Origin of the sequence: Phenylobacterium sp. (assembly GCF_041913825.1) — a bacterium.
Taxonomy (GTDB): Bacteria; Pseudomonadota; Alphaproteobacteria; order Caulobacterales; family Caulobacteraceae; genus Phenylobacterium.
In genome coordinates, this window is the sequence record NZ_JAYSEO010000030.1 from 11,169 (window position 1) to 35,497 (window position 24,329).

Sequence of the window (24,329 nt, forward strand, 5' to 3'; positions counted from 1 at the left end):
CTTGGCCTGGGTGCGGGTGGCGGCGGCGCGGTTGGCCACCGCGGCCGGCGCCTTCGGATACCGCTTCGGCAGCTCGGCGAGCGCCTGGCAGGCGTCCGTGGGCTTCTTCAGCGCGACCAGCGAGCGGGCGAGCTCGACCACGGCGTCGGGCGCCCAGGAGGTCTGCGGCCAGCCGCGGATCGCGCCGATGTAGGCGGTGGCCGCCTGGGCGTGGGCGCTGCGCACGGTGAGCGTCTTGCCGAGCCAGTAGCGGGCCTCGGCCAGCCGCGGACCTTCCGGATAGGCCTGCACGTAGGCGGCGAACGCCTGCTCGGCGCCATCGTAGTCGCCCGCCAGCATCAACTGCCGGGCGGCGGTGAACGCTTCCTGGGGCGAGGCCGTCCGGGCAGGCGGCTCGTCGACCGGCGGCTCCGGCGGCGCCGGCGGCGTGGCCGCCTGTTCCGCCGTCGTCAGCCGGGTGGTCAGGTCGGCGACCTGCGCCTTCAGCGCCTGGTTCTCGCGTTTGGCGAGCTCCAGCTCGTGGGCGGTGGTCTCGAGCGAGCCGTTGACGCGGGTCAGCGACTGCTCGAGGTCCCCGATGCGCTGGGCGAGGTCCGCCAGCCGGGCGTCGGTGTCAGCCGGCTGGACCACCACCGGCGCCCCCGTCCTCTGGGCCTTGAAGACGATGTCCCGGAGCTCCCGGACCACCTTCTCCATGCGCTCCACCCGCCGCGCGTCGCGGGCGTCCAACGGATCGTCCATGGGCGTCTGGGCGCTCGCCGGCAGGGCGGCGAAGGCCAGGACGAGGACGGCGGCGGAGGTGCGGAGACGATGGAGAAGCATGGCCTTCAGGTTCTGCGGGGGCGGCGGCGGATTTACGGCGCGCCTAGCGCGCGCCGCTGACGATGGCCGTGCGGGCGTTCCGGTTCCGCGCCTGGGCCTCCTCGGTGCCGCTCGAGTCCACCGGCTGCTCCTTGCCGAAGGAGACGGTGGTGATCCGGTCGGCGGTCACGCCGTTGGAGACGAGGAAGTCGCGCACCGCGTTGGCGCGGCGGGCGCCGAGCGCCAGGTTGTACTCGCGGGTGCCGAGCTCGTCGGTGTTGCCCTCGATGCGCACGCGCACCGACGGATAGCGGCGCAGCCACGCGGCCTGAGCCTGCAGGATCGGCTGGGCGTCGCTGCGGATGTCGTAGCGGTCGAAGTCGAACAGCACCCGGTCGCCGACATTGACCGTGAAGTCCTGGGTGGAGCCCGGGACGGGGCCGAGCTGCTGCCCGCCGACGCCTTCCGGCTGGGCCGGGCCGGTCGGGCCGGTGGGCTGGGTCTGGGCCGGCGGGGTCGTCTCGAAGCTGGGCTTCGGCCGGCTCGAGCAGGCGGCCACCGACAGGGTCGCGGCGGCCACGAGGCCGAGGCGCAGGGCGGTCTTTCCGTTGATGCTGATGACCATCGTCTTAGCGTCTCCTTAGGGGCGGTGCGCCGAGGCGCGGTTAGGGTCTACGGGGCTGCGCCTGGGCGCAAGCCTAGTTCAACAGGGGCGACCAGGCGGGGTCGGAGCCCGCAGTCGGATAGGGCACGGGCTGAAGGATGCGGCCGGTGACGTCGACGCTCCACAGTCGGGGCGCGCCACCACGGGCCTCGCGCGAGAACATCAGCACCCGGCCGTTGGGCGCCCAGGTGGGGCCCTCGTCCAGGTAGCCGGAGGTCAGCAGCCGCTCGTCCGAGCCGTCGGCGCGCATGACGCCGATGTGGAACTGGCCGCCCGACTGCTTGGTGAAGGCGATGAACTCGCCGGTCGGGCTCCACACCGGGGTGGTGTAGCGGCCCCCGCCGAAGGTCAGCCGGCGCGGGTTCGAGCCGTCTGCGCCCATGACGTAGAGCTGCGGCGAGCCCGAGCGGTCGGAGTTGAAGACGATCCGCGTGCCGTCCGGCGAGAAGGAGGCGGAGGTGTCGATCCCCGGATCGGCGGTCAGCCGCGAGGTCTGCCGGCTGCGCAGGTCCATCACGAAGATGTCCGAGTTGCCGCTGCGCTCCACCGAGAACGCCACCTTGCTGCCGTCCGCCGAGAACCGCGGCGCGAACACCATCCCGCGGAAGTCGCCCAGGCTCTCGCGCCGGCCGGTCTCCAGGTTGAAGAGGTAGATCGACGAGCCCTCGGGCCGGAGCGCCATGTAGGTGATCTCCTGGCTGTTCGAGGAGAACCTCGGCGTCATGACGATGTAGGACCCGTCCGTCAGGTAGCTCGGGTTGGCTCCGTCCTGGTCCATGATCGCCAGGCGCTTCTGGCGGTTGGCCCCGCGGCCGCCGCTCTCGGCGACGAACACCACGCGGGTGTCGAAGTAGCCCTTCTCGCCGGTCAGCCGCTCGTAGACCGCATCGGAGATCTTGTGCGCGACGCGCCGCCAGTTCTCGGGGCTGGAGGTGAACTGCAGGCCCAGCATCTGCTGCTCCGCGAAGACGTCCCACAGGCGGAAGTCCACCTGCAGCCGGCCGCCCACCACGGTGACCTGGCCGTTGACCAGCGCCTGGGCGTTGATCTGCTTCCAGTCGGCGAAGCGCGGCTGCACCGCGGCGTTGAGGTCGCGCTCGATGAAGCTCGCCGGGTCCAGCGGCCGGAACAGGCCCGACCGCTGCAGGTTGGCCGAGATCACGCTCGAGATGTCGGCGCCCACCTGGCCGCCGGCAAAGGCGGGGATGGCCACCGGCAGCGGCTGCACGTCCCCGCGGTTGACGTTCACCTCGATCTCGGCCCGCGCCGCGGGCGCGGCGGCGACCGTGGCGAACACCGCCATCACGGCGAACATCAGGCTCTTCAGCCGCATGGAGACACTCCGAAGGATCATAGCTGGCAGGCTTCCCGGGCGTTGAAGTTCACCGCCACGCGCTGACCGTAGAACTCGCGCGGCAGGGTGCGGAAGGGGGCGGCCGCATAGACGGCGCGCACGGCGCGGTCGGCCGCGGCCTGGCTCTCGCTGTTGCGGGGTCCCCGGATCTCGGCGGCCGGCTCGCCCACCAGCTGACCGCCGGAGCCGACCTGGAAGGTGACGCGGACCACCACGGCGCGGCCGCCCTCCACGGCGCAGTTCGGGTTCCAGCGGCGCTGCAGCTCGTCCACCAGCCCGTTCATGGCCGCCGAGGCGGCGAGGCCGGAGCCGAGGTTGGGGCGCGCCTGCTGGGCGGTCTCGGGCCGGGACGCGCCCTTCTGGGCGGAGGAGGGGCGCGGCGCGCTCTTGCTGCCGGGGATGCTGGCCAGCAGGGCGTCGAAATCGAGGCCCTTCTCGGCGGGCTTCGGCTGCGCCTTCGCCGGCGGGGTCTTCGGGGCCGGGATCTGGGCGGCCTTGGGCGCCGGCGTGGGCGCGGGCTTCGGCGGCGCGGCCTTGGGCGTCGGGGTCGGGGTCGGGGCCGGCGTCGGCGGCGTCGGCGCGGGCGGCGGCGCGGTTTCCGGCGGAGCGTCGGGGACGGGCGCCTCGGTCTGCGCGGTCTGCTCCTGCGGCCCCTGCTCGGCGGCGCGCAGATCGGTCACGGGAGCGTTGGCCACGATCGTCACCGGCACCACCGCGCCGACCTTCAGGTCGCGCGCCCAGGGCCAGGAGATCAGCAGCGCGGCCGCGATCCCCGCATGCAGCAGGATCGATCCCAGCGCCGCCGGTGACAGCTCCCTGCGGATCACGGCGTCGCCGCCTCCTCAGGATTGGCGCCCGAAGAGGGGCCGCCGGTCTCGGTGATCAGGTTGATCGAGGTGAAGCCCGAGGTGGAGAGCGAGGCCATCACCTGGGCCACCACTTCGTAGGACGCCTTGCCGTCGGCGCGGACGTAGATCGGCCGGGTGGTCTCGGGGCCCGCCATCTCCTTCAGGCGCGGCGCGAGCCGGGCGAACGGCACCGCGTCCTCGCCCACGAAGATCGAGCCGTTCGCCTGCACCGAGACCGTGATCGGCTCGGGCTGGTCCTGCATGGCCCCGGCTTCGGTCTTGGGCAGCTCGACGGGCACCCCGGCGGTCAGCAGCGGGGCCGAGATCATGAAGATGATCAGCAGCACCAGCATGACGTCCACCAGGGGGGTGACGTTGATCTCGCTCAGCGCGCCCCGCCGGCCGCGGCCGTAGCGGCGGCGGTTGCGGCGGCCGCCCCCCGCGGCGAACGCGTCGTTGGCCGACAGACCCATGGCTCAGACCCGCTCCGAAAGGCGCCGCTGGATCGCGGTGGAGAGGTCGTCCGCGAAGCCTTCCAGCCGGGCGGCGAACTTGCCGGCCTTGGTGGAGAAGGCGTTGAACGCGATGTACGCCGGGATCGCCGCCACGAGGCCGATCGCCGTGGCGAACAGCGCCTCGGCGATCGAGGGGGCGACCACCGCCAGCGAGGTGTTCTTCTGGATCGCGATCGCCTGGAAGGCGTGCATGATCCCCCAGACCGTGCCGAACAGGCCGACGAAGGGCGAGGCGGTGGCGACGATGGCGAGGGTGCCGAGGCCCTCCTCGATGCGCTGGCTCTCCCGGGCGATGATGGTGTCGAGAACCCGGTCGATGCGCTGGATCAGGAAGGCGGCCTGGCCGTCGCTCTGGCCGCTCTTCCCGCGGGCGTCGCGCCATTCCTTCAGCGCCCCCTGCAGCATGCGCGGCAGCGCGTGGCGGGGCCGCTCGCCGGCCTCCTGGGCGATCTCCTCGAGGCTGCGGCCGGAGGCCACGGCGTCCTCGAACTTGTCGGCCTGCCGGTTCAGGGCGGCGAAGCGGAACAGCTTGTCCAGGATCACCGTCCAGGACCACAGCGAAGCCAGCGCCAGGCCGATCATCACCAGCTTCACCACCCAGTCCGCCCGCATGAACAGCGTGACGGCGTTGAAGCTCTCGGGGCTGACGGCGGCGGGGTCCATGGCGTCTCCGGGAAGGGGCGAAAGTGGTGGTTTGCGTAAGCCTGAGGCGAACTTAAGGCGACGACCTCAGGAAGCCGGCGCGAACAGCGGTGAGAGCGCCTCCACGAGCCCCGGCGGGGGCTTGCGTGGCCGGCCCGCCATGTCGATGCAGGCCGCCTCGACGTCGGCGGTGGCGATCAGCTCGTCACCTCTAACGATCCTCTGCCGGACGAAAAGCCGGGGGCCCTTCACGCTTTCGTAGAGGGTGCGCACCAGGAGCCCGTCGTCGATCCGCGCGGCGCGCTTGTATTCGATGGTCAGCTTCACGACGGTGAAGGCGGCCGGATCGGGCCGCTCCAGCAGGGCCGCATGGCTGATCCCCGCCACCCGCAGAAAGTCGCTGCGGCCACGCTCGAAGAAGCGCGCATAGTTGCCGTGGTAGACCACCCCGGTGAAGTCGGTGTCCTCGTAGTAGACCCGGACCGGCAGCACGTGCTCGCGGCCTTCCAGCCAGCCGGCGGAGGGTTGATTCGCATCCATCGCCCCACCCTAGCGCGGGTGGGCGACAGGTTGTGAGTATGCCGGTGTTATGTGGCGGCTGCGCCGGTCATTTGTCGAACAGGTCGGGATTGACGCCGCGGGCCTGCGGCGGCGGCGGGGCGGCGAGACCCAGGTGCTCGTAGGCGCGCGCGGTGGCCATCCGGCCGCGCGGCGTCCGCTGGATGAATCCCTGCTGCATCAGGAAAGGCTCGATGACGTCCTCGACCGCGTCGCGCGCCTCGGCGATGGCGTAGGCGATGGTCTCCACCCCGGCCGGGCCGCCGGCGTAGTTCTCGATCAGCGCGCGCAGGTAGCGGCGGTCGAGCGCGTCCAGCCCCTGCTCGTCCACGTCGAGGCGGGCGAGCGCCGAGGCGGCGGCCTTCTTGTCGATGACCAGCGCGCCGTCGGCGGCGGCGAAGTCGCGGACCCGGCGCAGCAGCCGGCCGGCCACCCGCGGCGTCCCGCGCGATCGGCGGGCGATCTCCAGCGCCCCGTCGGCGCGCAGGCCGAGGCCCATCTTGGCCGCGGCGCCGGTCAGCACCTTGGAGAGCTCGTCGTGGGTGTAGAACTCCAGCCGGATCGGGATGCCGAACCGGTCGCGGAGCGGTGTGGCGAGCAGCCCCGCCCGCGTGGTGGCCGCCACCAGGGTGAAGGGGGCGAGATCGATGCGGATGGAACGCGCTGACGGCCCCTCGCCGATCACCAGGTCGAGGACGTGGTCCTCCATGGCCGGATAGAGGATCTCCTCGACGTTGGCCGGCAGGCGGTGGATTTCGTCGATGAACAGGACATCGCGCGGCTCGAGGTTGGTCAGGATGGCCGCCAAGTCGCCGGCCTTGGCCAGCACCGGGCCCGAGGTGGCGCGGAAGTTCACCCCGAGCTCGCGCGCGACGATCTGCGACAGGGTCGTCTTGCCCAGGCCCGGCGGGCCGAACAGCAGCACGTGGTCGAGGGCCTCGCCGCGCGACTTCGCGCCCTCGATGAACACCGACAGGTTGGCCTTGGCCTGCTCCTGGCCGACGAACTCGGCGAGCGTCTGCGGCCGGAGCGCCTTGTCGGCCCCCTCGAACGGCTGGGCCTCGCCGGAGACGATGCGGGTCATGCGAGACCCGCTACGCCCGTCGGGCCCCTGAGTTCAAGGCGTTCCACCTAGCGCCCCAGTTCCTGCAGGGCGGCCTTGATCAGGGCCGGGACGGCGGCGTCGTCGCCGAGGCGGCCGACCGCCTGCTCCACCACGCGCCGCGCATTGGGCTCGGCGACCCCCAGGCCCATCAGGGCGGCGACGGCCTCCCCCGAGACCGAGACCTTCACGGGCTCGGGGGCGTAGGCCTGCGGCTGGAAGGCGGCCACCGGGCCCTCGGTGATCGGCTTGCCCTTCAGCTCCAGCACGATCCGCTGAGCAAGCTTGGGGCCGACGCCGACCGCGCGGGCTACGGCGGCCTTGTCGTCGCGGGCCACGGCGGCCGCGAGCTCGGCCGGCGCCAGCACGTCCAGCACCGCCAGCGCCGCCTTCGGGCCGACGCCCTGGATGGTCCTCAGCGTCACGAACGCCCGGCGTTCGTCGCGGGACAGGAAGCCATAGAGCACCTGGCCGGTCTGTTCGCCCCAGATGGTCTCCACGTGCACCACGGTTTCGCCGCCCACCTCGGGCAGGCGGGACAGGGTCCGCGCGCCGCAGCGCACCACGTAGCCCACGCCCATGACATCGATCAGGGCCTCTTCCTCGCCCACCTCGGCGACGATCCCGCGCAGCCGGCCGATCATCTCAGGCGACCTTTCCGTAAGCGGCCCGCGCGGTGCGGACGTGGGCGTGGGCGATGGCGACGGCCAGCGCGTCGGCGGCGTCGGCTGTGGTCTTGCCGGCGGTGGGCAGCAGGCGCGCGATCATGAAGCCCACCTGGCCCTTGTCGGCGGCGCCGGTCCCCACCACCGCCTTCTTGATCACGCTGTTGCCGTACTCGGCCACGGAAAGGCCGGCCCGGGCGGGAGCCAGCAGGGCGCAGGCGCGCGCATGGCCGAGCTTCAGCGCCGAGGCCGCGTTGTTGTTCATGAAGGTCTCCTCCACCGCCGCCTCGTCGGGCGCGTGGGCGGCGATCACTTCGGAGATGGCGTCGAACAGCACCAGCAGCCGATCCGCGAACGGTGCGTCGGTGTCCGGCGTGATCACCCCGTGGGCCACGTGCGCCAGCCGCGCGCCGTCCACGGCCACCACGCCCCAGCCGGTGCGGCGAAGGCCGGGATCGAGGCCGAGGATGCGCAGGGGCCCGCGCGGGGCGAGGGAGGCGGGAATCGCGTTCGTCATCTGTTCACCACGATGACGGATGCGGGCGGTGTGGTGAAGGGGGCGTTAAGAGCCGCGCCGCGGGCGCCTCAGTCCAGGTGCTCGACCGCCTCGCCCAGCACGGCGACCCATGGGTGCTTGCGCGTCTCCCAGACCGAGAACCGCGGCGGCGGAAAGCCCGGGTCGGCGAAGGCGCCGACGGGGATGGCGATCAGCCCCGGCATCCCCTCGTTGACGTAGGCGAGGGTGGAGCCGCAGGCGGGGCAGAAGCGGTAGGTCGCCCGGCCGCCGCTGTCTCCCGTCCGCGACCACTCGCGGAACTCGCCGGACAGCGAGACCTGGTCCTGCGGCCACCTCGCCTGCACGGCGAAGGCGCTGCCGGTGCGCGCCTGGCAAGCCAGGCAATGGCAGACCGACACCCGCACGGGTTCGCCCCGGCATTCCGCCCTCAGCGCCCCGCAGCGGCAGGCTGCGACCCGTTCCGTCATCACGTCGGCTCCCGGAAGATGCGCTGGAGACTAGCGGTCCCCGGCCCCCAGGCAAGCGAACGGCGGCCTCCTCAGGGTCGGACGGGCACCGGCGCGGCGGAGATGTTCGTGCGGCCGAGGCCCTCGACGCGATAGAGGGCCTCGGCCCCGCTTCCCGAGAACTGCGGCGCGCGGGCCGGGTCGGCGGCGATTTCGGCGCTCTGCATGACCCCGATGTCGCGGCCGCCCGCGACGATCACCCAGCGGCTGCCGCCCGGGCCCTCCACGGCTGCGAGATAGCCGTAGTCCTGGTTCGGTCGGCCCGGATGGGCCGGGCCCGCGCCGCTGACGAAGGCCTCGCCGGTGCTGCGGTCGAGCAGTTCGTCGTAGGTCTCGCCGATCTCGAAGCGCGAGCGGCGGAACACCGGCTCCTGCAGCAGGCGCAGGCCCGAGAGGTAGCCTACGTAGATCACGTCGTGGCTCTTCAACATCTCGGGCGTGAGCTGGGAGGAGGTGACGAGCGCGAGGTTGGCGGGATCGCCGGCCAGACGCCGTGCGACGGGCAGGATCTCCCGCAGGGCGAGGGTCGCGCCGACGGGCGTGTAGTAGGTGTCGAGGTCCACGTAGCGGCCCTGCAGTTCCGGCCGCTCGGCCAGCAGCATCTCGAGGTCGCCGGGGGCGTTGACGTCGAACGCGCGGATCATCCGCTGCGGGGTGTCGTCGCCCTCCGTGTCTCCGAAGATGTAGTAGTCGCCCACCACCACAAGCACTGGCCGGCGCTCGCCCATGCCGCGCCAGAGCGGCGCCTGGGCGACGTCGTCCAGGGCCCGGGTCGGGGCGGTGGCGCGGTAGGCCCACACCCCACCCGCGGCGAGCAGGATCAACAGGGAGAGGCCCGCGGCGACACGGCGCCAGGGGACCGCGCGGCGGTGCGGTCGGGGGTCAGCGGTCTCCAGCGTCAGCCGGTATTCGCCCAGCGGGATGCCCAGCCGCGGGACCTGGCCGGCATAGAGGTCGTCCAGCTTGCGGCGCAGGCGGTGGACGTAGACGCGGACCGAGGCGTCGCCGGGAAGCTCCGTCTCGCGCCCGAACACCTCGACGGCGATGTCCGCCTCGCGCACGGGCCGGCCGTCCTGCGCCTGGGACGCGAGGTAGTCGAACAGCCGCGCGAGCCGTTCGGAGCGGCCGAGCACGCCGCTCGCCCGGACCCGTTCGGCCTCCGCCTGCAAGCCCTCCATGCCCGCCTGTAACCCCCTGTAACGGCGCCTCAACCGTAAAGTACGGGGCGCGTCCGACCCCGCCTGTTAGCGCCATACCGAAGTTTCGGCCAGTTCAAGGCCGACGGGGGAGGGCGGGATGCGGAAGGTATGGCTGATCGGCGCTGCGACGGCGGCGCTGGCGACGGTCGCGCGGGCGGAAGACGCCGACGTGGAGACCCTGGTGGTCACGGCCGCCCGGCTGGAGGAGACCCTGCCGCAGGAGCTCGCCCGCTACGGCGCCGACCTCTCGGTCATCCCGGCCGCCGTGATCCGCGACCAGGCCTACGTGGATGTCTCCCAGGCCCTGCAGATGCAGGCGCCGGGCCTGTTCCTCAGCCCGCGCAACGGCCCCTTCTCCTACGTGGACATCGCCCTCCAGGGCTCGCGCACCGGCGACGTGCTCTGGCTGGTGGACGGGGTCAGGATCAACAACCGGCTCTATACGGGCGTCAGCCCCGCCGACACCCTGCCGGCCAGCATGGTCGAGCGGATCGAGGTGCTGAAAGGCGGCCAGAGTCTGTTCTACGGGACCCAGGCGGTGGCCGGCGCGATCAACGTCGTGACCCGCGGCTACGCGGACGAGTTCAACGGCCAGCTCACCGCGGGCGCACACACCAACGGCGGCGTGCGCGCCGACGCCTATGTGCGGGACACCGTGGCCGGGCGCCATCGCTACATAGCCTGGGCGTCCAAGGACGAGGCCCGCGGCTACCGCACCTTCGACGTCTTCGAACCGAGCGCCACCGCGCGGCGGCGCGGCTACGACGTGGTGAGCTTCGGCGGCAAGTACGGCGTCGATCTGGCGGAGGGTCTGGCGCTGAACCTCTACGCCCAGCACACCGATGCGCATCTGGAATATCCCAACCCCCGCCTCACCCGGCTGGCGTTCAACGACCGCGACGAGGAGATCGCCAGCGCCAGCCTGGACTGGACGGCGCGCGACGACGTGAAGGTGTCGGTGAAGGGCTACCTGCACGACTGGGACAGCGTCTATTCGACGGTGGAGAACGTGCCGGGGGATCCCGCGGCGGCGCCCGTGATCGTCGACGACCTCACCTACTGGGGCTACCGGGATTACGGCGCCAGCGGGCTCGCCAAGTTCAACCTGCACCGCGGATTCGAGTACCAGCTCGGCTACGATTTCCAGAGTTTCGAGGGCCGGGACGACGTGCTGAAGATTGCTCGGCAGACCGAGCAGGCCCACGCGCTGATCGCGCAGGTGCGCACCACCGACGACTTGTTCGCGAGCGTGCGATTGGCCGCCGGCCTTCGGTACAACCGCACCGACGGGGCGGAGAAGACCGTCTGGAACGTCTCCGGCCGGTGGGACGCGACGGACGGGCTCTACGTGGAGGGCATGGTCGGCACGGCCTTCATCCTGCCCAGCGCCGAGCAGCTCTTCGCCATCGACCCCTGCTGCGCGGTGGGCAACCCCGGCCTGCAGCCGGAGGAGAGCGCCAACCTGAACCTGTCTGTGGGCGCCGAGACGGCGCGGTTCGGCTGGAAGCTCACCGGCTTCGCCCGCGAGGTCACGGACCTGATCGTCGACGACTACGGGCAGCCTGGCCTGCCGGACGGGATCTACATCAACACGCCGGGGGAGGTGCGCTTCCGGGGCGTCGAGCTCCAGGCGACGGCGGCTGTGGCGGAAGGCCTGACGGCGCGGGGCTCGGTCGCCTGGACCCGGGCGCGGGAGGAGGGCGTCGGCCGGCAGTTCGACCGCATCCCGGAGGTCCAGGCCAAGGCCGGTCTCGACTATGCGCCGGAAGGCGGCCGGTTCGGCGGCTCGGCCGCCGTGATCTGGACCGGGGATGTCTGGCAGCACGTGGCCGGCTTCGGCCGCGTCAACTACGGGGACTATGCGATCGTCGACCTCGCGGCCCACCTCTACCTCGACGCCGGGCGGCGCAGCCGTCTGACGGCCCGGCTGGAGAACGCGCTGGACGAGACCTACGCCACGCGGGTGGCCTCCGCGGCGCCGGACGCCGGCCCACCTGGCGCGCGGTTCCTCTACCGGTTCCGTGGCGTGCCGCGCACCCTGCACCTGAGCTATGCCTGGGGCTTCTAGGCCGTTTCTCGGGGCCGCGAGGCGGCGCAGCCGGCGTCAGCGCTGGCGGCGCGCGTCGGCGGTGGCGGATTCCAGCTTGCGGATGCGGGCCTCGTAGAGGCTCGCCAGGCGTTCGGGGTCCCCGATCCCGCTGCGCGCGTCGCGCCAAGCGAGCTGGCGCTGGCGCAGCACCGTGCGGTCCTGGTGCGCGTCCAGCGCCTCGGCGTAGGCCCGGCGCAGCTCGCGCTGCAGGCGCTGGAGCTCCGGATCGCCGCAGATCGCCCGGTCGGCCGGCGTAGCGGCGCCTTCGCAAGCGTCGGAGGGCGCGTCTTCCGTTTCCACCGCCTGGGCCGTCACCGCCGCGTCGCTGGCGGCGGGCGGCGTCTCGGAGCTCGCCACGGCGACCTCCAGCGCCTGCGGCGCAGCGACCTCTTCGACCGCGGCTGGATCGACGGGCGGGGCCGGCGGCGGGGCGAGGTCGGCGACCACGGGACCGGCGGTGGGCGTCACGGCTGCGGGCGGCGCGGTCTGCGCCTGCGCCTGGACAGCCTTCGGAGGCGGCGGCAGGACGGCGGGCGCGCCGACGCCCACCCACCCGCCGAGCGCCACGCCCGCGGCCACGCCCACCGAGGCGCCGGCGGCGAACACCACGAGACCCGGCGGCCCGCGCCGGGGACGCCGCGGCCGAGGCGGCTCGCGATCGAGGGTGAGTTCCAGCGGGGGCGTCTGGTGTCCCGCCTCCTCGCCGTCCGCCAGGCTCGGCGGGGCGGGGACATCGAGCGTGTCGTCCCCCTTCGGCTCCAGGGGATCGCCGAGGTCTATGGCGATGACCCTCGGCTCCTCCGGCCGCCGACGTCCGCGACGGGGCGCCGGCCCGGCCTCGCGACGGCGGGCCATCTCCTGGAGGATCTGGTAGGACTGCGCGGCCTGGCCGCGCTCGCGGGCGCTGTCCAGCAGCCGGCGAAGCTCACGGCCGCTGAGGTTGGCGAGGTCGAGCTGCATGGCGGACGTTCCCGGGCGCGTGTCGTCGTCGTTCGCCGGCGCCCCGTCCTGGCCAGCCCTGGGATCATCGCCCGGAGAGGCCGGGCGACGGAACGCGTCAATTTGGCGCTCCGCCGGCCGGCCGCGGGATCAGCGGTGCATGGCGCAGAGCTTGTTGCCGTCAGGATCGCGCAGATAGGCCAGGTACATCCGCCCCGTGGGTCCTTCGCGCCAGCCGGGCGGGTCCTCGATGGACGTTCCGCCGGCCGCCACGCCCGCGGCGTGCCACGCGTCCACCTGATCGGTGGACTCGCAGCGGAACCCGACGGTGGCGCCGTTGGCGCACGAGGCCGGCTGACCGTCGATCGGGAGGGAGGCGGAGAAGACGCCGGTGGGCGACATCCAGAACAGGCGGTGGCGGTCCTGGAAGCCCGGCCCGAGGCCGAGCTTGCCCAGCACGGCGTCGTAGAACGACTTCGCCTTCTCCAGGTCGTTGGTCCCGACCATCACGTGAGAGAACATGCGCTTCCCCTTCCCGGTGCGTGTTGTGGCTGCCGGCGATGTGCCGAGGGTGACGCTGGGGAGGGCAAGGCTGGCGCAGCCCCGGCGCCGGCGCTACACCGCGCTCCACGGGGAAGGGGATCAGGCGATGAGCGGCGACCAGGACGGCGGGGATTTCGTCTACGACGAGGCCTCGGGCGAGTGGATCAGCGCCGCCGAGGCCGCCGAGCGTGCGCGGACGGCGGGACAGGTGGAGGTCCGCGACTCCGTGGGCAATCTGTTGGCCGACGGCGACAGCGTGACCCTGATCAAGGACCTGAAGGTCAAGGGCTCGGGCGGCCAGACGCTGAAACGCGGCACGGTGATCCGCGCCATCCGCCTGACCGGCGACGCACAGGAGATCGACTGCCGGCACGAGGGCATCAAGGGCCTGGTGCTGCGCGCGGAGTTCGTCCGCAAGGTCTAGCGGAACCGATCCGGGCGGGTCGGCTTTCCGCCGGCGAGCCGCCAATCTCCGGCGGCCGAGGCGAAGGTGATCGCATGGCCAACATGGACCTGAAGGACGTCGCGAAGACGCTGAAGGACATCGATTTCGTGATGCTCAACACCCACACCGACGGGGGCGAGATCGCCGGTCGGCCGATGAGCAACAACCGCGATGTCGAGTACGACGGCGACAGTTGGTTCTTCGTGGACAAGGAGTCCCGGACCTTCGCCGACGTCAGCCGCGACCCGAAGGTCACCCTCTCGGCGCAGAGCTCCAAGGGCCTGCTCGGCAAGCCGCCGGTGTTCCTGTCCATCGAGGGCCGCGCGGAGATCATCGAGGATCGCGCAGCTTTCGCCGAGCACTGGACCTCCGATCTCGACCGCTGGTGGCCGGACGGGCCGGACACCCCGGGCATCGCCCTGCTGAAGGTGCATGCTACCCGGATCCACTACTGGGACGGCGAGGACGAGGGCGAGACCCCGGTGGGCGTCTCCTAGCGCCCCGACGCGGGCCCGCTCAGCGGGTCCGCGCCACCCAGGCGTCCACCTGGGCCTCCAGCACGTCCAGCGGCAGGGCGCCGCTCGCCAGCACCGCCTCGTGGAAGCCCTTGAGGTCGAACTTCGGTCCAAGCGCCTGCTGCGCCTTGGCGCGCAGCTCGAGGATCTTGAGCTGGCCGATCTTGTAGCTGGTCGCCTGGCCCGGGCTCGTGAAGTAGCGGTCGGTCTCCGACTGGATGTCCCGCTCGGTCAGCAGGGTGTTGTCGCGCAGGTACTGGACCACCTGGTCCCGGCTCCAGCGCTTGGAATGGGCGCCGGTGTCCACCACCAGCCGGGCGGCGCGCCACAGCTCCAGCGAGAGCCGGCCGAAGTCGTTGTAAGGGTCCTGGTAGAAGCCGCCCTCCTTGGCCAGCCGCTCGGCGTAGAGACCCCAACCTTCGAGGTAGGCGCCGTAGTAGGCGAAGCGGCGGAACATCGGCAGGTCCTGCTGCTCCAGTGAGCGCGCGATCTGGAAGTGATGCCCCGGCGCCCCCTCATGGTAGGCGATGGCCTCCAGTTGCGGCTTCAGCACCTGGGTCATGTCCGACAGGTTCACGTAGAAGATGCCGGGCCGCGAGCCGTCCGGCGTGCCCGGATTGTAGAAGGCGACTGCGGCGGTCTTCTCGCGGAACGGCTCCACGGCCCGCACCTCCAGGGCCTGCTTCGGCAGGGTGGAGAATTGCCGGTTCGCCACCGCCATGTAGCCGGCGATGATCCGCTTGGCGTCGGCCAGGTACTGCTGCTTGCCCGCCTCGGTGTTCGGGTAGTGGAAGCGCGCGTCGGTCTTCACGAAGGCGAAGAACTCGGCGAGCGAGCCCTTGAAGCCGACCTTCTGGCGGATCTGGTCCATCTCGCCCCGGATCCGCGCCACCTCCGACAGCCCGGTCTGGTGGATCTGGTCGGGGGTGAGCGGCGTGGTCGTGAAGAAGCCGACGGTGTCGGCGTAGTAGCGCTCGCCGTCCGGCAGGGCCCAGACGCCGTTTACCGTGGTGGCCTTCCTCGACATGGCCTCGAGGGAGCCGATGTACCGCTGGTAGCCGCGCCGCCACTCGCCCTTCAGCGCCGCCTCGCCGGCCGCCAGGAGGCGGGCCTTGGTGGCCTCGTCGGCCTGCAGGGCGGCGATCTTCTTGCGGAAGTCGGCCCAGACGGCGTGGTCCGCGCCCGCGTCGAACGGCGCGCCCTTCATCTGGTTCTGCGCGTCGGGGATCACCCGGCCGAACACGAAGGCCGGCGGCAGGAAGCCGCGGGCGGTCCGCGCGTCAAGGTCGGCGGCGACCTCGCCCGCGACCCGCTCCACCGCCTTCAGGCGCGAGACGTAGGCTTCCGCGTCGGCGACGCTGTCGACCCGGTGGTTGTTGATCAGCATCACCGGGATCTGGTCGAGGCCGCTTCCGGTCGAGGAGACGGCGTAGTTCTGCCAATACCACTTCGCCAGAAGGCGGCTGGTCTCCACCTGCTTCTCGAAGAGCTGCGCCGACAGCCGCGAGGCGGGGCTGAGCCGCGCCGGATCGAACTCGCGCTTCAGGCGCAGGAGCTGCGCCTCGGCCAGCGCGAGCTGACGGTCCTGCCCGGCCTTGGTGTAGTCGCCGAGTTCGCCGTAGCGCTCCTTCATGCCCAGCGCCGTGAGCGTCTCGGGGCTTTCGCGGGCGCTCTCGAGGAAGGCCTGCTGGAAGAAGGCGGCGAGCCGGGCGTCCTCCGACTGCGCCTGGGCGGCGGCCGGCGCGGCGGGCGCCTGGGTCCGGGCCTGGGCCGGCGCGGCGACGAGGACGGCGGCGAGCGCGAGCGTGGAGACGGCGATGCGTGACATGAGGAGCCCCTGGATGACGTGGGCGACCTTAGCGGCGGGCGCGCCCCGGATAAGTGAAATCTTGGAAAGTCAGGCCACATCCCCTTGGCGCCGGGACGGCCCGGGCGCGTTCAGGCCCAGATGGATGACACGCGCGACCTAACCCCGGCAGGCCTCGAACACGTCGACGAGCGCGAGCGTCTCTCCGAGATGTTCGAGCAGGCGCCGAGCTTCATGGCGCTGCTGCGCGAACCGAACCATCGGATCGTGCTCGCCAACCGGGCCTTCCACCAGCTCAGCGGCCGCAACGAGGTGGTTGGCCGCCGCATCGACGAGATCCTGCCGGCGGGGATGGCCGCCCGCGCCGTCGAAGTGCTGAACGCGGCCTACCGCTCGGGCGAGGCGATGCGGTTCCCCGCCGCCCGCTACCCGGCTCCGGACGGGCCGGCCCATCCGCACGCCGAGCGGGTCCTCGACCTCGTGCTCCAGCCCGTCACCGGGGCCGACGGCGCGGTCACCGGCATCTTCATCGAGGGCTCCGACGTCACCGAACAGCATCTGGCGGAGCAGCGCCTGCAGAGCAGCCTGGCGATCAAGACCGTGGGGATCATCTACTGGGGCCCCGACTTCGGCCTGACGCAGGTCAACGACGCCTTCCTGGCCATGACCGGCTTCACGCGCGACGAGGCGCTCGGCAAGACCTGGCAGGAGCTGACCCCGGAGGAGTTCTGGCCCGCGAGCGAGCGCGCCATTCAGCAGGTCGACGCTCTGGGGGAGGCGGTCCCCTACGAGAAGCAGTACTTCGGCAAGGACGGCCGGCGCTGGTGGGGCCTGTTCGCGCCGCGCCGCGTCAGCCCCGACGAGGTCATCGAGTTCGTCCTCGACGTCACCGAGCGCAAGGAGGCCGAGGCCGAGCTCCGCCGCCTGAACGAGACGCTGGAGCGCCGGGTCATGGATGAGCTGGCGACCCGGCTGAAGACGGAGGAGGCCTTGCGGCAGTCCCAGAAGCTGGAGGCCATCGGCCAGCTCACCGGCGGCGTGGCCCACGACTTCAACAACCTGCTCACCGTCATCCGGGGCGCGGCCGAGATGCTGCGCCGGCCCGGCGTCCCCGAGGATCGCCGCGAGCGCTACGTCGCCGCCATCGCCGAGACCGCCGACCGGGCGGCGAAGCTGACCAGCCAGCTCCTGGCCTTCTCGCGCCGCCAGGCGCTGCGGCCGGAGGTCTTCAGCGTGGGCCACCGGATCGAGGCCATCCGCGACATGCTGGGGACCGTGGTCGGGTCGCGCGTGACGCTGACCACCCTGACCGAGTGCGAGGTCTGCTACGTCGAGGCCGATCCGACCCAGTTCGACACCGCCCTCGTGAACATGGCGGTCAACGCCCGAGACGCCATGAACGAGGCCGGCGAGCTGGTCATCGGAGTTCAGCCGACGACGGTGGTGCCGCGGGTCCGCGGCCACGGGGCGGCCGACGGCGACTTCGTGGAGGTCAGTGTGCGTGACACCGGCTGCGGGATCGCCGCCGAGCAGGTCTCGCAGATCTTCGAGCCGTTCTTCACCACCAAGGAGGTGGGCAAGGGGACCGGCCTCGGCCTCAGCCAGGTCTACGGCTTCGCCAAGCAGTCCGGCGGCGAGATCGATGTGGAGAGCGAGCCGGGCCGCGGGACGGTCTTCCGGCTCTACCTGCCGCGGGTCCAGGCCGGCGCGCCGGCGGCGGCCGGCGAGCGCGAGGGCCAGGAGACGGGATCGCCGCGCGGGCACGTCCTGGTCGTCGAGGACAACGAGCAGGTGGGCGCCTTCTCCAGCCAGATCCTGGCGGAGCTCGGGTTCGAGACCACCTGGGCTCCCAACGCCGCCGCGGCTCTGCGGCTGATCGAGGAGGACCCCGGCCGCTATGCGGCGGTGTTCTCGGACGTGGTCATGCCGGGGATGAACGGGGTGGACCTCGGCCGCGAGATCCGCCGCCGGGACCCGCAGATGCCGGTCATCCTGACGAGCGGCTACAGCCACGTCCTGGCGCAGGAGGGCCGTCACGGGTTCGAGCTCTTGCAGAAGCCCTATTCGGTGGACGACCTCACGCGCGTGCTGCGGCGGGCCATCGTGCGCCGCGAGGCGAGACTGCCGCCCGGCCCCGTGGGCTGAGCTCAGCGCGTCAGCCAGGGGGCGCGGGGACGCGGGCTGAAGCGAGCCCGCCGACCCGAGGCCGGGCCGGCGGGCGGACGCTCAGAACTGGATGTTGGCGCCCACGAACACCGTGCGGCCGCTGTGGGTGGCGTTCCACAGCCGCTTGGCCTCGGCGCCGTTGAACTGGATCTCGCGCTCGTCGGTGAGGTTCACCCCGTCGAGGGTCAGCCGCACCTTGTCGGTGAGCTGCCAGAAGGCGGCGGCGTCGACGTAGGTGGTGGCCCGGAAGCCGCCGCCGTCGATCGGATACTCCGAGCGATAGTTGGACGAGATCCGCGCGCCCCAGCGGGCGGTCTCGTAGTAGAGCGTGACGTTGTGGGTGAGGTCGCTCATCCCCCAGATCTCGCCCGACTCCCCGTTCGGATAGGTGGTGTCGGAGTCGATCACGGTGACGTTGGCCACCACGCCCATGTCCTTCAGGAAGCCCGGCAGGAAGAAGAAGTCGGTCTGGGCGCTGAGCTCCAGGCCGGTCACCGAGGCGTCGTTCAGATTGATCGGCCGGGTGAACTCGTTGACGTTCCGCGAGTCGCCGACCCCTGCGATCAGGTTGTCCGGCAGGCCGGTGGACGAATAGGGCACGTCGGTCACCCGCTGGCTGACCACGAAGCCGTCGATCTGCTTGTGGAAGACGCCGGCCGAGACCATGCCGATCTCGCCGAAGTACCACTCGGCCGACAGGTCGAACTCGTCGGAGGTGTAGGGGTCGAGGTTCGGGTTGCCCACGTTGACGGTTACGAAGCCGGTGTTCGCGTCGAGGCTCACCGTCCCGTTCATGGCGTAGGCCGACAGCGCCGGGCGGTTGATGTTCTGCGCCGCCGCGACCCGGATCTGGAAGCTGTCGGTGACCTCCAGCACAGCGTTGAGCGCCGGCAGGACGCCAGAGTACTCGGCCTCCACCCGCACCGGGCCGACGTTGGCCACGCCGGCCGAGGTGAGCTTGGTCTCGTAGGCCCGGGCGCCGATGTTGCCGCGCACCGGCCGGCCGAACAGGCTGGCCTGCCAGTCGAGCTGCAGGTAGGCCGCGCGGGTGTCCTCCTCCACCGAATAGATCGACCGCGGCGCCGAGAGCGTCCGGGTGACGCCATAGCGGGCCAGGGCCTTTTCCCAGTCGACGATCAGCCAGGCCTGGTCGTCGTGCTCGTCGAAGATCTCGTAGTAGTCGTTCACCCGGTCATCGACCGTGCCGTTCTCCCAGGCGGTCTTCAGGAGGTCGTCCGTCGCCTGCTGGTAGCCGGAGTTGCGGAAGCCACGGTACGACAGGCCGCCCTTCAGCGTCAGCGCGTCGCTGACGTCGAAGGCGGCGTTCACCTCGCCGTTTTCCAGCTCTGTGGCCTGGTAGGTCGCCGACAAGTCGATCTCGTGGGCGCGGTAGTTGTTCGGGTCGGTGGTGTCCCACTTGTAGGTGTTGCGCGCGTCGCGGCCGTCGGCGTCGTAGTCCGTGATCAGCCCGCCGAACGCCTCGGTGTAGAACTTGTCGGAGACCGGGATGTCGTAGTCCGAGTTCTCCTTGCCCAGGTGGCCGTCGATCCGGAAGCGGTCGGAGATCTCCCAGTCGGCGGTCAGCACCACCTGGTCGAAGGTGTTCTCGGTCGACTGGCGCCGGGTCTCGGTGGCGAACACCGTGTTGTCCACGTCGGCGAACAGCACCGAGTTGTGCTGGTCGTAGCGGACCGCGTTCAGCCGCGGCGGCGGGGCGGTGACGCCTGAGTGGCGGACCGAGCCGCCGAGGATGGTCGACGCCTGCGAGGCCCGTGTGGCCAGGTGCAGCTCGCGGCGCTCGTTGGTGAACTCGCCGTGCAGGCCGTCGAGGGTGAGCGTCAGGTTGTCCGCCGGCCGCCACTGGACCGACGCGGTGAGGCCGAGGCGCTCCTGGTCGGAGCCCCACACCGACAGCCGGTTGCCCCGCTGGAATACCAAGGTTCCGGCATTGATCAGCGCCTGGTCGGCGGCGCTGAGGCGCGAGATGTCGGTCCCGCCCGAGGTGACCCGGCTCGGCGCATAGGTGTTGTAGCCCTGCTCCTCGGTCTCGCGCTTGGACCAGGCGGCGGAGACCAGCACGCCGAACCGGTCGTCGAAGTTGTGGCTGAGCATGCCCACCACGCGCGGCTGGAAGTCCTCGGTGGCCGAGTTGGTGCCGCCCTGCAGCGAGACCGCCGCCCGCGTGCCGCCGAAGTCGAACGGCTTGGCGGTGTAGAGGCCAACCGTCCCGGCCATGCCGCCCTCGTCCTGCTCGGCCGAGAAGGACTTGCGCACGTCCACCTTTGAGAACAGCTCCGAGGCGAAGATGTTGAAGTCGAAGGCGCGGTCGCGGGAGGTCTGGCCGCGGCTGTCCATGGGTGAATCGACGTTGCCCAGCACCTCCATCCCGTTCAGTTGCACCCGGGTGAAGTCTGGGCCGAGGCCGCGCAGGCTGAGCCGCCGGCCCTCGCCGCCCTCGCGGTTGATGGCGACGCCCGGCAGGCGCTGCAGCGACTCCGCCAGGTTCAGGTCCGGGAACTTGGCCATGTCCTCGGCCACGATCACGTCGGACTGGATGGTGGCGTCTCGCTTCAGCTCGCGCGCCGCGCCCAGCGAGCCGCGGAAGCCGGTCACCACCACCTCGTCCACCTCGCCGCCGGCCTCCTGGGCCGCGGCCGGCTGGGCCATGAGCGCGAAGGCGATGATGCTGGACGCTGCGCCGGCGGCGAGCGTGGTCCTCGATCTGTGCATTTTGGCTTTCACTCCGTCAGCGCCGGGACAGCCCCCATGTCGACGGTCCGGCGGGCGGGTGGGGCGTTATGGGCCCTCGATGACGCCGGCTTGACGGTTGCGGCAAAGCTTCGTGAAGCCGCGCCGGCGGCGCGCGCCGGCCTTGTCTATGACCCCGGTCACAGGACTTTGCGCCGCCGCCTCCCGCAGCATCGGCGGGCGCCTGGCGTGGGCAGGCGCGACGGGGGATGTGCAGGCGTGGCGGACTCGGGCGGCGTGGGGCGTCCCGGTAGGCGGGGCCGTATGGCCGGGCTGGAGGCTTCGATCCTCCGGCAGTCAGACATGCTGTCCGGTGACGGCTTCGGCCAGCTCGCGGGCCTCGGCCCGGCCGAGCTCGACCGTCGCCGGCTGGCGCGGGAGGTGCTGGCCTTCGAGGTGGGGCCGGACTGCATCCGTGCCCCCATGTGGCAGGTGGCCGCCGACCGCTCGCTACTGCCCGGCCTGCCCCGGCTGTTCGAGCTGCTCGGCGACGACCCCTGGGCGGTCTACCTCTTCCTGACCACACCGCATCCCGACTTCGGCTGGGGCGCGCCCCTGGAGAGCCTGCGGCGCGGGATCACCGCCCCCGTGCTCGCCGCCGCGGAAGGTCTCGAGCCTAACAAATGAAACCGATCACGCTTTCGTGCGCTGAAGGTGGAAGGGGGACTGATCAATGGAGAGAATCCCGATGCGCGCCATCACCGTGTTCGCCGCCGCCTGCGCGGCGCTGAGCCTCGCCGCCTGCGAAAGCGGCGCCGACAAGGCCGCCGAGGCCAAGGCCGACCAGCTCGAAGCCCAGGCCGCCGCCACCCCGAACGAAGCGCAGGAAAGCGCGCTGAACGCCCAGGCCGACGCGGTCGAGCAGCAGGCCGGCAACGCCGACGGCGGCGCCACCACCGGCAACACGCCGAACACCAGCCCGACCGACGCGGGTCAGGCGGCCAGCAGCGCGGCCACCAACGCGACCCAGAACCACTAAGTCGGACGCCGCGGGCCGGCGACGGCCCGCGGTCTTCGTCAGGAACCCCGTCGCCCGTCCGGGCGGCGGGGTTCTTTGTTTCGGCGTGCAGCGCGGCGATCAGGCGCCGGTGTCGGGGTGTTCAGCGCCCGCGCGATGCGATCGGCTTCGGCGCGCGACAAGCTTGATCGGCTTCAGGGCGAGGGCGGTTCGCCGCGCGATCAGCCCTGGCCGTAGAGGATCAGGCCGCTGAGGTCGCCCTGGGCGCGCGCGGCGAGCGCGCGGTGCGGGCGGATGTCGGGACGGTGGATCACCTTCTTGCGGCGATAGACCACCTGGAACGGGCGAGGGGTGCGGGTCTTCACGTCAGGGCTCCTCGGCGCGCGCTCACGCGCCTTGCGATTGAAGGGCGCGGACCCGGGCCGGGTCCGGTCGCCACATGGGGAACTGCTCGCGCTCGAGGCGCTGCAACTCCTGGCGGTACAGCGTCCGGGGGTGCGGGAACACGAACGGGCGGCCTTCCGGAGCCGCCGCGACCGGGGCGGCCGGGCGGCGGGCGAGGGCGCGCCGGCAGCGCGCGAGGCTCCGGGCGATCCGGGCCCGGACGGCGCGTCGGGCGGTGTCTAGCGGCCTGTTCAAGCAAGTCTCTCCTCGGACTGGGCCGTAAAAAGCGCGGCCACGCTGCCGGTTCCCGCCCGGCCAGGCGGAGCCGATCACGCATTTGTTGTCGAGGTTCCGGCCCGGTCGTCGTGGGCCGGACGAGATGTCGCAGCCCGGCTCCGCCGAGAGCGCGGCGGGCCGCAACCCCTGGGTGCGGCGGTGGGTCGCGTGGCGTGACCGTTCGATCCGCGTTCGGTGCGCGCGGCGCAGAAAAGCGCAGAAGAGACAATCATTTAGCTTGGCCGTAGTGGCTCGGCTCCGGGCGCGGGACGGCGCCTTGTGGTTGAAGGGGGACTGAGATGTCGGACGCCGCGATCCAGCAGACCTACGAGGCCAGCGTGACCAGTCCGCTGGCGTCCGCCGCCTATACCGGGGCCGCGGCCCTCCTTGAGACCGGGCCGGCCGTCGACCTGTCGGTCTATAAGGAAGGGCAGGTGACCCTCTCCGGCTGCGGCGGCGAGACGGGCCTCAGCTTCTCCACCGCCACCGCGCTCACCCTGCAGATCGTCCGCACGGGCGACCAGGTGACCGTCGCCTTCGACCTCTCCACTACGCTGGAGGCGGCCATGCCGCTCGCGGGCGGAGAGGTGAACACCTTCAGCGCGGCGCTCGCCATCACCGGCAGTTTCTCGTTCCGCTACGCCCCGGCCAGCTCCTGCTACGACGTGAAGACCTACTGCGGCGAGGTCCTGAAGTCCTGCGGCTCGGGCGGCCAGCTCCCGGTCGCCGGCAAGCCCGGCTTCGCCATAGACGCCAGCACCTCGCTCTGGTTCGGCGACGCCGGCGAGACCGGCACGGGCGCCCTGATGCTCGAGAAGGGCAAGGTCTCGGTGTTCTCTGGCGGCGCGGAAGGCGACGGCGACAGCGCCCAGGCGGCCACCGGCACGGCCGTGGGCGCGCTCGCGCTCGGGATGGCGCTCTCCGGCGAGCGGCGTTCCGGCGATCCCATGCAGGGCTTCTCTCAGGAGGACGTCTCCCTCCTGAAGGCGATCGGCCTGGCGGCCGGGGCCATGTCGGCGGACGAGAGCGAAGGCCAGGCGCTGAAGACCACGCTCGGCCTCACCTATGCCGGCGTCGGCCTGGCCGCCGACTATGCCGAGAAGGCGCTCGCCATGGCCGCCGTCGCGCCCACCGAGCTGGCCCTGGCCGCCCGCACCGACGGCGGCGTGAAGGGCGACGGCCTCACCAACGTGCGCCAGGTGCAGATCGACGGCGTCACGGGCGCCTACGCCCAGGTGAAGCTCTACGACGGGGCGAAGCTGGTGGCCCAGGGCCAGGCCGACCGCAGCGGCGCCTTCCACCTGACGACCAGCGCGCTCTCCGACGGCGATCACAGCCTGACCGCGGTGGCGACCGACGCGTCGGGCGTCTCGGTCCGCTCCGACGCGCTGGCGGTCGCCGTCGACGCCCAGGGCCCTGCGGCGCCGGTGATCGGCGCGGTGACCCTGCAGGGACTCTCGGGCGTGGCCGAGGCCGGCGCCCGGGTCACCGTCTACGACGGCTACCGCACGGTGGGCGTCACGGAGGCCGGCGCGGACGGACGCTGGAGCCTCGACAACGCGATCACCGACACCGCTGCCCATAGCTTCACGGCCGCCGCGGCGGACGCGGCGGGCAACACCGCCAGCTCGGCGGGCGCGGCCCTGATCACCAGGGCCCAGTTCGGCAAGCTGGTCGGCGGCTCGGGCGCGGACGTACTGGTCGCGGGGCCGGACGACGTCCTGACCGGCGGCGCGGGCCGCGATCTCTTCGTGTTCGACTTCGGGGCCGGCAAGGCGACGGTGACGGATTTCCGCGCCGGCGCGGATCAGATCCGCATCGACGACGCCCTGGCCGACAGCTTCGCCGACGTGAAGGCCCACGCGGCCCAGAAGGGCTACGACGTGGTCATCACCCTGGACGCCGATCACGTCCTCACCCTGAAGAGCGTCAGCCTCAGCAGCCTCTCGGCCGGCGACTTCCTGTTCGGCTGACGGAGGCCGTCCGGGCTGCAACCCCGAGGCGGCCCTGCGCGTTCTGCTGCTTCCGGTTGTATCCGGCTCGAGTGGGGCGTGATGAGTACACGTGTGGTGCGTTTGGCCGCTCTGG

At 71.8% G+C, this 24,329-nt stretch carries 25 protein-coding genes; 7 read left to right on the forward strand and 18 right to left on the reverse strand.

Translation table 11 applies throughout. The features are described 5' to 3' along the window. The 12 genes from ybgF to ACE3Q8_RS20095 all read right to left on the reverse strand — a co-directional run. A partial coding sequence (gene ybgF / locus ACE3Q8_RS20040; protein ID WP_374472258.1) for a tol-pal system protein YbgF occupies nt 1-822 on the reverse strand: 822 nt, incomplete at its 3' end. Between the two features lie 43 nt (nt 823-865). After that, nucleotides 866-1,426 carry a peptidoglycan-associated lipoprotein Pal gene (gene pal / locus ACE3Q8_RS20045; protein ID WP_374472259.1) on the reverse strand — a complete coding sequence of 187 codons (561 nt, stop codon included), beginning with the start codon at nt 1,424-1,426 and terminating at the stop codon, nt 866-868. 73 nt (nt 1,427-1,499) lie between these two features. Next, on the reverse strand, nt 1,500-2,798 hold the full coding sequence (gene tolB / locus ACE3Q8_RS20050; RefSeq protein WP_374472261.1) for a Tol-Pal system beta propeller repeat protein TolB: 1,299 nt from the start codon (nt 2,796-2,798) through the stop codon (nt 1,500-1,502). Nucleotides 2,799-2,815: 17 nt separating this feature from the next. Then, nucleotides 2,816-3,646 carry an energy transducer TonB gene (locus tag ACE3Q8_RS20055; protein ID WP_374472262.1) on the reverse strand — a complete coding sequence of 277 codons (831 nt, stop codon included), beginning with the start codon at nt 3,644-3,646 and terminating at the stop codon, nt 2,816-2,818. Continuing rightward, nucleotides 3,643-4,140 carry an ExbD/TolR family protein gene (locus ACE3Q8_RS20060; protein ID WP_374472263.1) on the reverse strand — a complete coding sequence of 166 codons (498 nt, stop codon included), beginning with the start codon at nt 4,138-4,140 and terminating at the stop codon, nt 3,643-3,645. The genes ACE3Q8_RS20055 and ACE3Q8_RS20060 overlap by 4 nt, the downstream gene beginning before the upstream one ends. 3 nt (nt 4,141-4,143) lie before the next feature. Further along, the gene (gene tolQ, locus ACE3Q8_RS20065) at nt 4,144-4,845 is read right to left on the reverse strand and encodes a protein TolQ (RefSeq protein ID WP_374472264.1); all 702 of its coding nucleotides are present in this window, start codon (nt 4,843-4,845) and stop codon (nt 4,144-4,146) included. A gap of 66 nt (nt 4,846-4,911) precedes the next feature. Next, on the reverse strand, nt 4,912-5,364 hold the full coding sequence (locus tag ACE3Q8_RS20070) for a YbgC/FadM family acyl-CoA thioesterase (protein ID WP_374472265.1): 453 nt from the start codon (nt 5,362-5,364) through the stop codon (nt 4,912-4,914). Between the two features lie 67 nt (nt 5,365-5,431). Further along, a complete protein-coding gene (ruvB, locus tag ACE3Q8_RS20075) occupies nt 5,432-6,466 on the reverse strand; it encodes a Holliday junction branch migration DNA helicase RuvB (RefSeq protein WP_374472266.1) in 1,035 nt (344 codons plus the stop codon). 47 nt (nt 6,467-6,513) lie between these two features. Beyond that, nucleotides 6,514-7,128, reverse strand: coding sequence for a Holliday junction branch migration protein RuvA (gene ruvA / locus ACE3Q8_RS20080; RefSeq protein WP_374472268.1), 615 nt, complete (start codon nt 7,126-7,128; stop codon nt 6,514-6,516). 1 nt (nt 7,129) lies between these two features. Then, on the reverse strand, nt 7,130-7,666 hold the full coding sequence (gene ruvC, locus ACE3Q8_RS20085; protein ID WP_374472269.1) for a crossover junction endodeoxyribonuclease RuvC: 537 nt from the start codon (nt 7,664-7,666) through the stop codon (nt 7,130-7,132). A gap of 68 nt (nt 7,667-7,734) precedes the next feature. Next, nucleotides 7,735-8,133 carry a GFA family protein gene (locus ACE3Q8_RS20090; protein WP_374472271.1) on the reverse strand — a complete coding sequence of 133 codons (399 nt, stop codon included), beginning with the start codon at nt 8,131-8,133 and terminating at the stop codon, nt 7,735-7,737. 71 nt (nt 8,134-8,204) lie between these two features. Next, nucleotides 8,205-9,350: a helix-turn-helix domain-containing protein gene (locus ACE3Q8_RS20095; protein ID WP_374472272.1), complete on the reverse strand. Its 1,146-nt coding sequence runs from the start codon at nt 9,348-9,350 to the stop codon at nt 8,205-8,207. A 118-nt stretch (nt 9,351-9,468) separates the two neighbouring features. Here ACE3Q8_RS20095 and ACE3Q8_RS20100 point away from each other — a divergent pair, with 118 nt between their 5' ends. Further along, complete coding sequence (locus ACE3Q8_RS20100) at nt 9,469-11,439, forward strand: TonB-dependent receptor plug domain-containing protein (RefSeq protein ID WP_374472273.1); 1,971 nt, start codon at nt 9,469-9,471, stop codon at nt 11,437-11,439. A gap of 36 nt (nt 11,440-11,475) precedes the next feature. On the opposite strand, the gene ACE3Q8_RS20105 is transcribed toward ACE3Q8_RS20100, so the two are convergent. After that, the gene (locus ACE3Q8_RS20105; RefSeq protein ID WP_374472275.1) at nt 11,476-12,420 is read right to left on the reverse strand and encodes a hypothetical protein; all 945 of its coding nucleotides are present in this window, start codon (nt 12,418-12,420) and stop codon (nt 11,476-11,478) included. 129 nt (nt 12,421-12,549) lie between these two features. After that, entirely contained in the window at nt 12,550-12,921 is a 372-nt protein-coding gene (locus ACE3Q8_RS20110; protein WP_374472277.1) for a VOC family protein, read from the reverse strand. Nucleotides 12,922-13,150: 229 nt separating this feature from the next. On the opposite strand from ACE3Q8_RS20110, the gene ACE3Q8_RS20115 reads away from it, so the two are divergent. Together ACE3Q8_RS20115 and ACE3Q8_RS20120 are read left to right on the forward strand one after the other, a co-directional pair. Next, nucleotides 13,151-13,366 carry an alkylphosphonate utilization protein gene (locus ACE3Q8_RS20115; RefSeq protein WP_374472327.1) on the forward strand — a complete coding sequence of 72 codons (216 nt, stop codon included), beginning with the start codon at nt 13,151-13,153 and terminating at the stop codon, nt 13,364-13,366. Between the two features lie 74 nt (nt 13,367-13,440). After that, nucleotides 13,441-13,884 carry a pyridoxamine 5'-phosphate oxidase family protein gene (locus ACE3Q8_RS20120; protein ID WP_374472278.1) on the forward strand — a complete coding sequence of 148 codons (444 nt, stop codon included), beginning with the start codon at nt 13,441-13,443 and terminating at the stop codon, nt 13,882-13,884. 19 nt (nt 13,885-13,903) lie between these two features. Here the strand turns inward: ACE3Q8_RS20120 and ACE3Q8_RS20125 are convergent, their stop codons facing one another. After that, complete coding sequence (locus ACE3Q8_RS20125; protein WP_374472280.1) at nt 13,904-15,730, reverse strand: DUF885 family protein; 1,827 nt, start codon at nt 15,728-15,730, stop codon at nt 13,904-13,906. A 120-nt stretch (nt 15,731-15,850) separates the two neighbouring features. Here ACE3Q8_RS20125 and ACE3Q8_RS20130 point away from each other — a divergent pair, with 120 nt between their 5' ends. Beyond that, a complete protein-coding gene (locus ACE3Q8_RS20130; RefSeq protein WP_374472282.1) occupies nt 15,851-17,854 on the forward strand; it encodes a PAS domain S-box protein in 2,004 nt (667 codons plus the stop codon). A gap of 81 nt (nt 17,855-17,935) precedes the next feature. Here the strand turns inward: ACE3Q8_RS20130 and ACE3Q8_RS20135 are convergent, their stop codons facing one another. After that, complete coding sequence (locus ACE3Q8_RS20135) at nt 17,936-20,605, reverse strand: TonB-dependent receptor (RefSeq protein WP_374472283.1); 2,670 nt, start codon at nt 20,603-20,605, stop codon at nt 17,936-17,938. A gap of 282 nt (nt 20,606-20,887) precedes the next feature. On the opposite strand from ACE3Q8_RS20135, the gene ACE3Q8_RS20140 reads away from it, so the two are divergent. Continuing rightward, nucleotides 20,888-21,250, forward strand: a complete 363-nt coding sequence (locus ACE3Q8_RS20140) for an antitoxin Xre/MbcA/ParS toxin-binding domain-containing protein (protein ID WP_374472285.1) — start codon at nt 20,888-20,890, stop codon at nt 21,248-21,250. Between the two features lie 61 nt (nt 21,251-21,311). Continuing rightward, on the forward strand, nt 21,312-21,602 hold the full coding sequence (locus tag ACE3Q8_RS20145; protein ID WP_374472287.1) for a hypothetical protein: 291 nt from the start codon (nt 21,312-21,314) through the stop codon (nt 21,600-21,602). A gap of 200 nt (nt 21,603-21,802) precedes the next feature. Here ACE3Q8_RS20145 and ACE3Q8_RS20150 read toward each other — a convergent pair whose 3' ends face one another. Next, on the reverse strand, nt 21,803-21,946 hold the full coding sequence (locus tag ACE3Q8_RS20150; RefSeq protein ID WP_374472289.1) for a hypothetical protein: 144 nt from the start codon (nt 21,944-21,946) through the stop codon (nt 21,803-21,805). 22 nt (nt 21,947-21,968) lie between these two features. Continuing rightward, nucleotides 21,969-22,220, reverse strand: a complete 252-nt coding sequence (locus ACE3Q8_RS20155; protein ID WP_374472290.1) for a hypothetical protein — start codon at nt 22,218-22,220, stop codon at nt 21,969-21,971. A gap of 320 nt (nt 22,221-22,540) precedes the next feature. On the opposite strand from ACE3Q8_RS20155, the gene ACE3Q8_RS20160 reads away from it, so the two are divergent. After that, nucleotides 22,541-24,214 (forward strand): Ig-like domain-containing protein, encoded by a 1,674-nt coding sequence (locus ACE3Q8_RS20160; protein WP_374472291.1) that lies wholly within the window; start codon nt 22,541-22,543, stop codon nt 24,212-24,214. Nucleotides 24,215-24,329 lie beyond the last annotated feature (115 nt).

What these genes read in the sequence shown, in the direction of transcription:
- ACE3Q8_RS20060 (WP_374472263.1), bottom strand. Translation starts at nt 4,140, where the DNA reads ATGGGTCTGTCGGCCAACGACGCGTTCGCCGCGGGGGGCGGCCGCCGC.
- ACE3Q8_RS20125 (WP_374472280.1), bottom strand. Translation starts at nt 15,730, where the DNA reads ATGTCACGCATCGCCGTCTCCACGCTCGCGCTCGCCGCCGTCCTCGTC.
- ACE3Q8_RS20135 (WP_374472283.1), bottom strand. Translation starts at nt 20,605, where the DNA reads ATGCACAGATCGAGGACCACGCTCGCCGCCGGCGCAGCGTCCAGCATC.
- tolB (WP_374472261.1), bottom strand. Translation starts at nt 2,798, where the DNA reads ATGCGGCTGAAGAGCCTGATGTTCGCCGTGATGGCGGTGTTCGCCACG.
- ACE3Q8_RS20130 (WP_374472282.1), top strand. Translation starts at nt 15,851, where the DNA reads ATGGATGACACGCGCGACCTAACCCCGGCAGGCCTCGAACACGTCGAC.
- ACE3Q8_RS20120 (WP_374472278.1), top strand. Translation starts at nt 13,441, where the DNA reads ATGGCCAACATGGACCTGAAGGACGTCGCGAAGACGCTGAAGGACATC.
- ACE3Q8_RS20145 (WP_374472287.1), top strand. Translation starts at nt 21,312, where the DNA reads ATGCGCGCCATCACCGTGTTCGCCGCCGCCTGCGCGGCGCTGAGCCTC.
- ACE3Q8_RS20140 (WP_374472285.1), top strand. Translation starts at nt 20,888, where the DNA reads ATGGCCGGGCTGGAGGCTTCGATCCTCCGGCAGTCAGACATGCTGTCC.
- ACE3Q8_RS20070 (WP_374472265.1), bottom strand. Translation starts at nt 5,364, where the DNA reads ATGGATGCGAATCAACCCTCCGCCGGCTGGCTGGAAGGCCGCGAGCAC.
- ACE3Q8_RS20100 (WP_374472273.1), top strand. Translation starts at nt 9,469, where the DNA reads ATGCGGAAGGTATGGCTGATCGGCGCTGCGACGGCGGCGCTGGCGACG.
- ruvB (WP_374472266.1), bottom strand. Translation starts at nt 6,466, where the DNA reads ATGACCCGCATCGTCTCCGGCGAGGCCCAGCCGTTCGAGGGGGCCGAC.
- ruvA (WP_374472268.1), bottom strand. Translation starts at nt 7,128, where the DNA reads ATGATCGGCCGGCTGCGCGGGATCGTCGCCGAGGTGGGCGAGGAAGAG.
- ACE3Q8_RS20105 (WP_374472275.1), bottom strand. Translation starts at nt 12,420, where the DNA reads ATGCAGCTCGACCTCGCCAACCTCAGCGGCCGTGAGCTTCGCCGGCTG.
- pal (WP_374472259.1), bottom strand. Translation starts at nt 1,426, where the DNA reads ATGGTCATCAGCATCAACGGAAAGACCGCCCTGCGCCTCGGCCTCGTG.
- ACE3Q8_RS20160 (WP_374472291.1), top strand. Translation starts at nt 22,541, where the DNA reads ATGTCGGACGCCGCGATCCAGCAGACCTACGAGGCCAGCGTGACCAGT.
- ruvC (WP_374472269.1), bottom strand. Translation starts at nt 7,666, where the DNA reads ATGACGAACGCGATTCCCGCCTCCCTCGCCCCGCGCGGGCCCCTGCGC.
- ACE3Q8_RS20090 (WP_374472271.1), bottom strand. Translation starts at nt 8,133, where the DNA reads ATGACGGAACGGGTCGCAGCCTGCCGCTGCGGGGCGCTGAGGGCGGAA.
- tolQ (WP_374472264.1), bottom strand. Translation starts at nt 4,845, where the DNA reads ATGGACCCCGCCGCCGTCAGCCCCGAGAGCTTCAACGCCGTCACGCTG.
- ACE3Q8_RS20095 (WP_374472272.1), bottom strand. Translation starts at nt 9,350, where the DNA reads ATGGAGGGCTTGCAGGCGGAGGCCGAACGGGTCCGGGCGAGCGGCGTG.
- ACE3Q8_RS20110 (WP_374472277.1), bottom strand. Translation starts at nt 12,921, where the DNA reads ATGTTCTCTCACGTGATGGTCGGGACCAACGACCTGGAGAAGGCGAAG.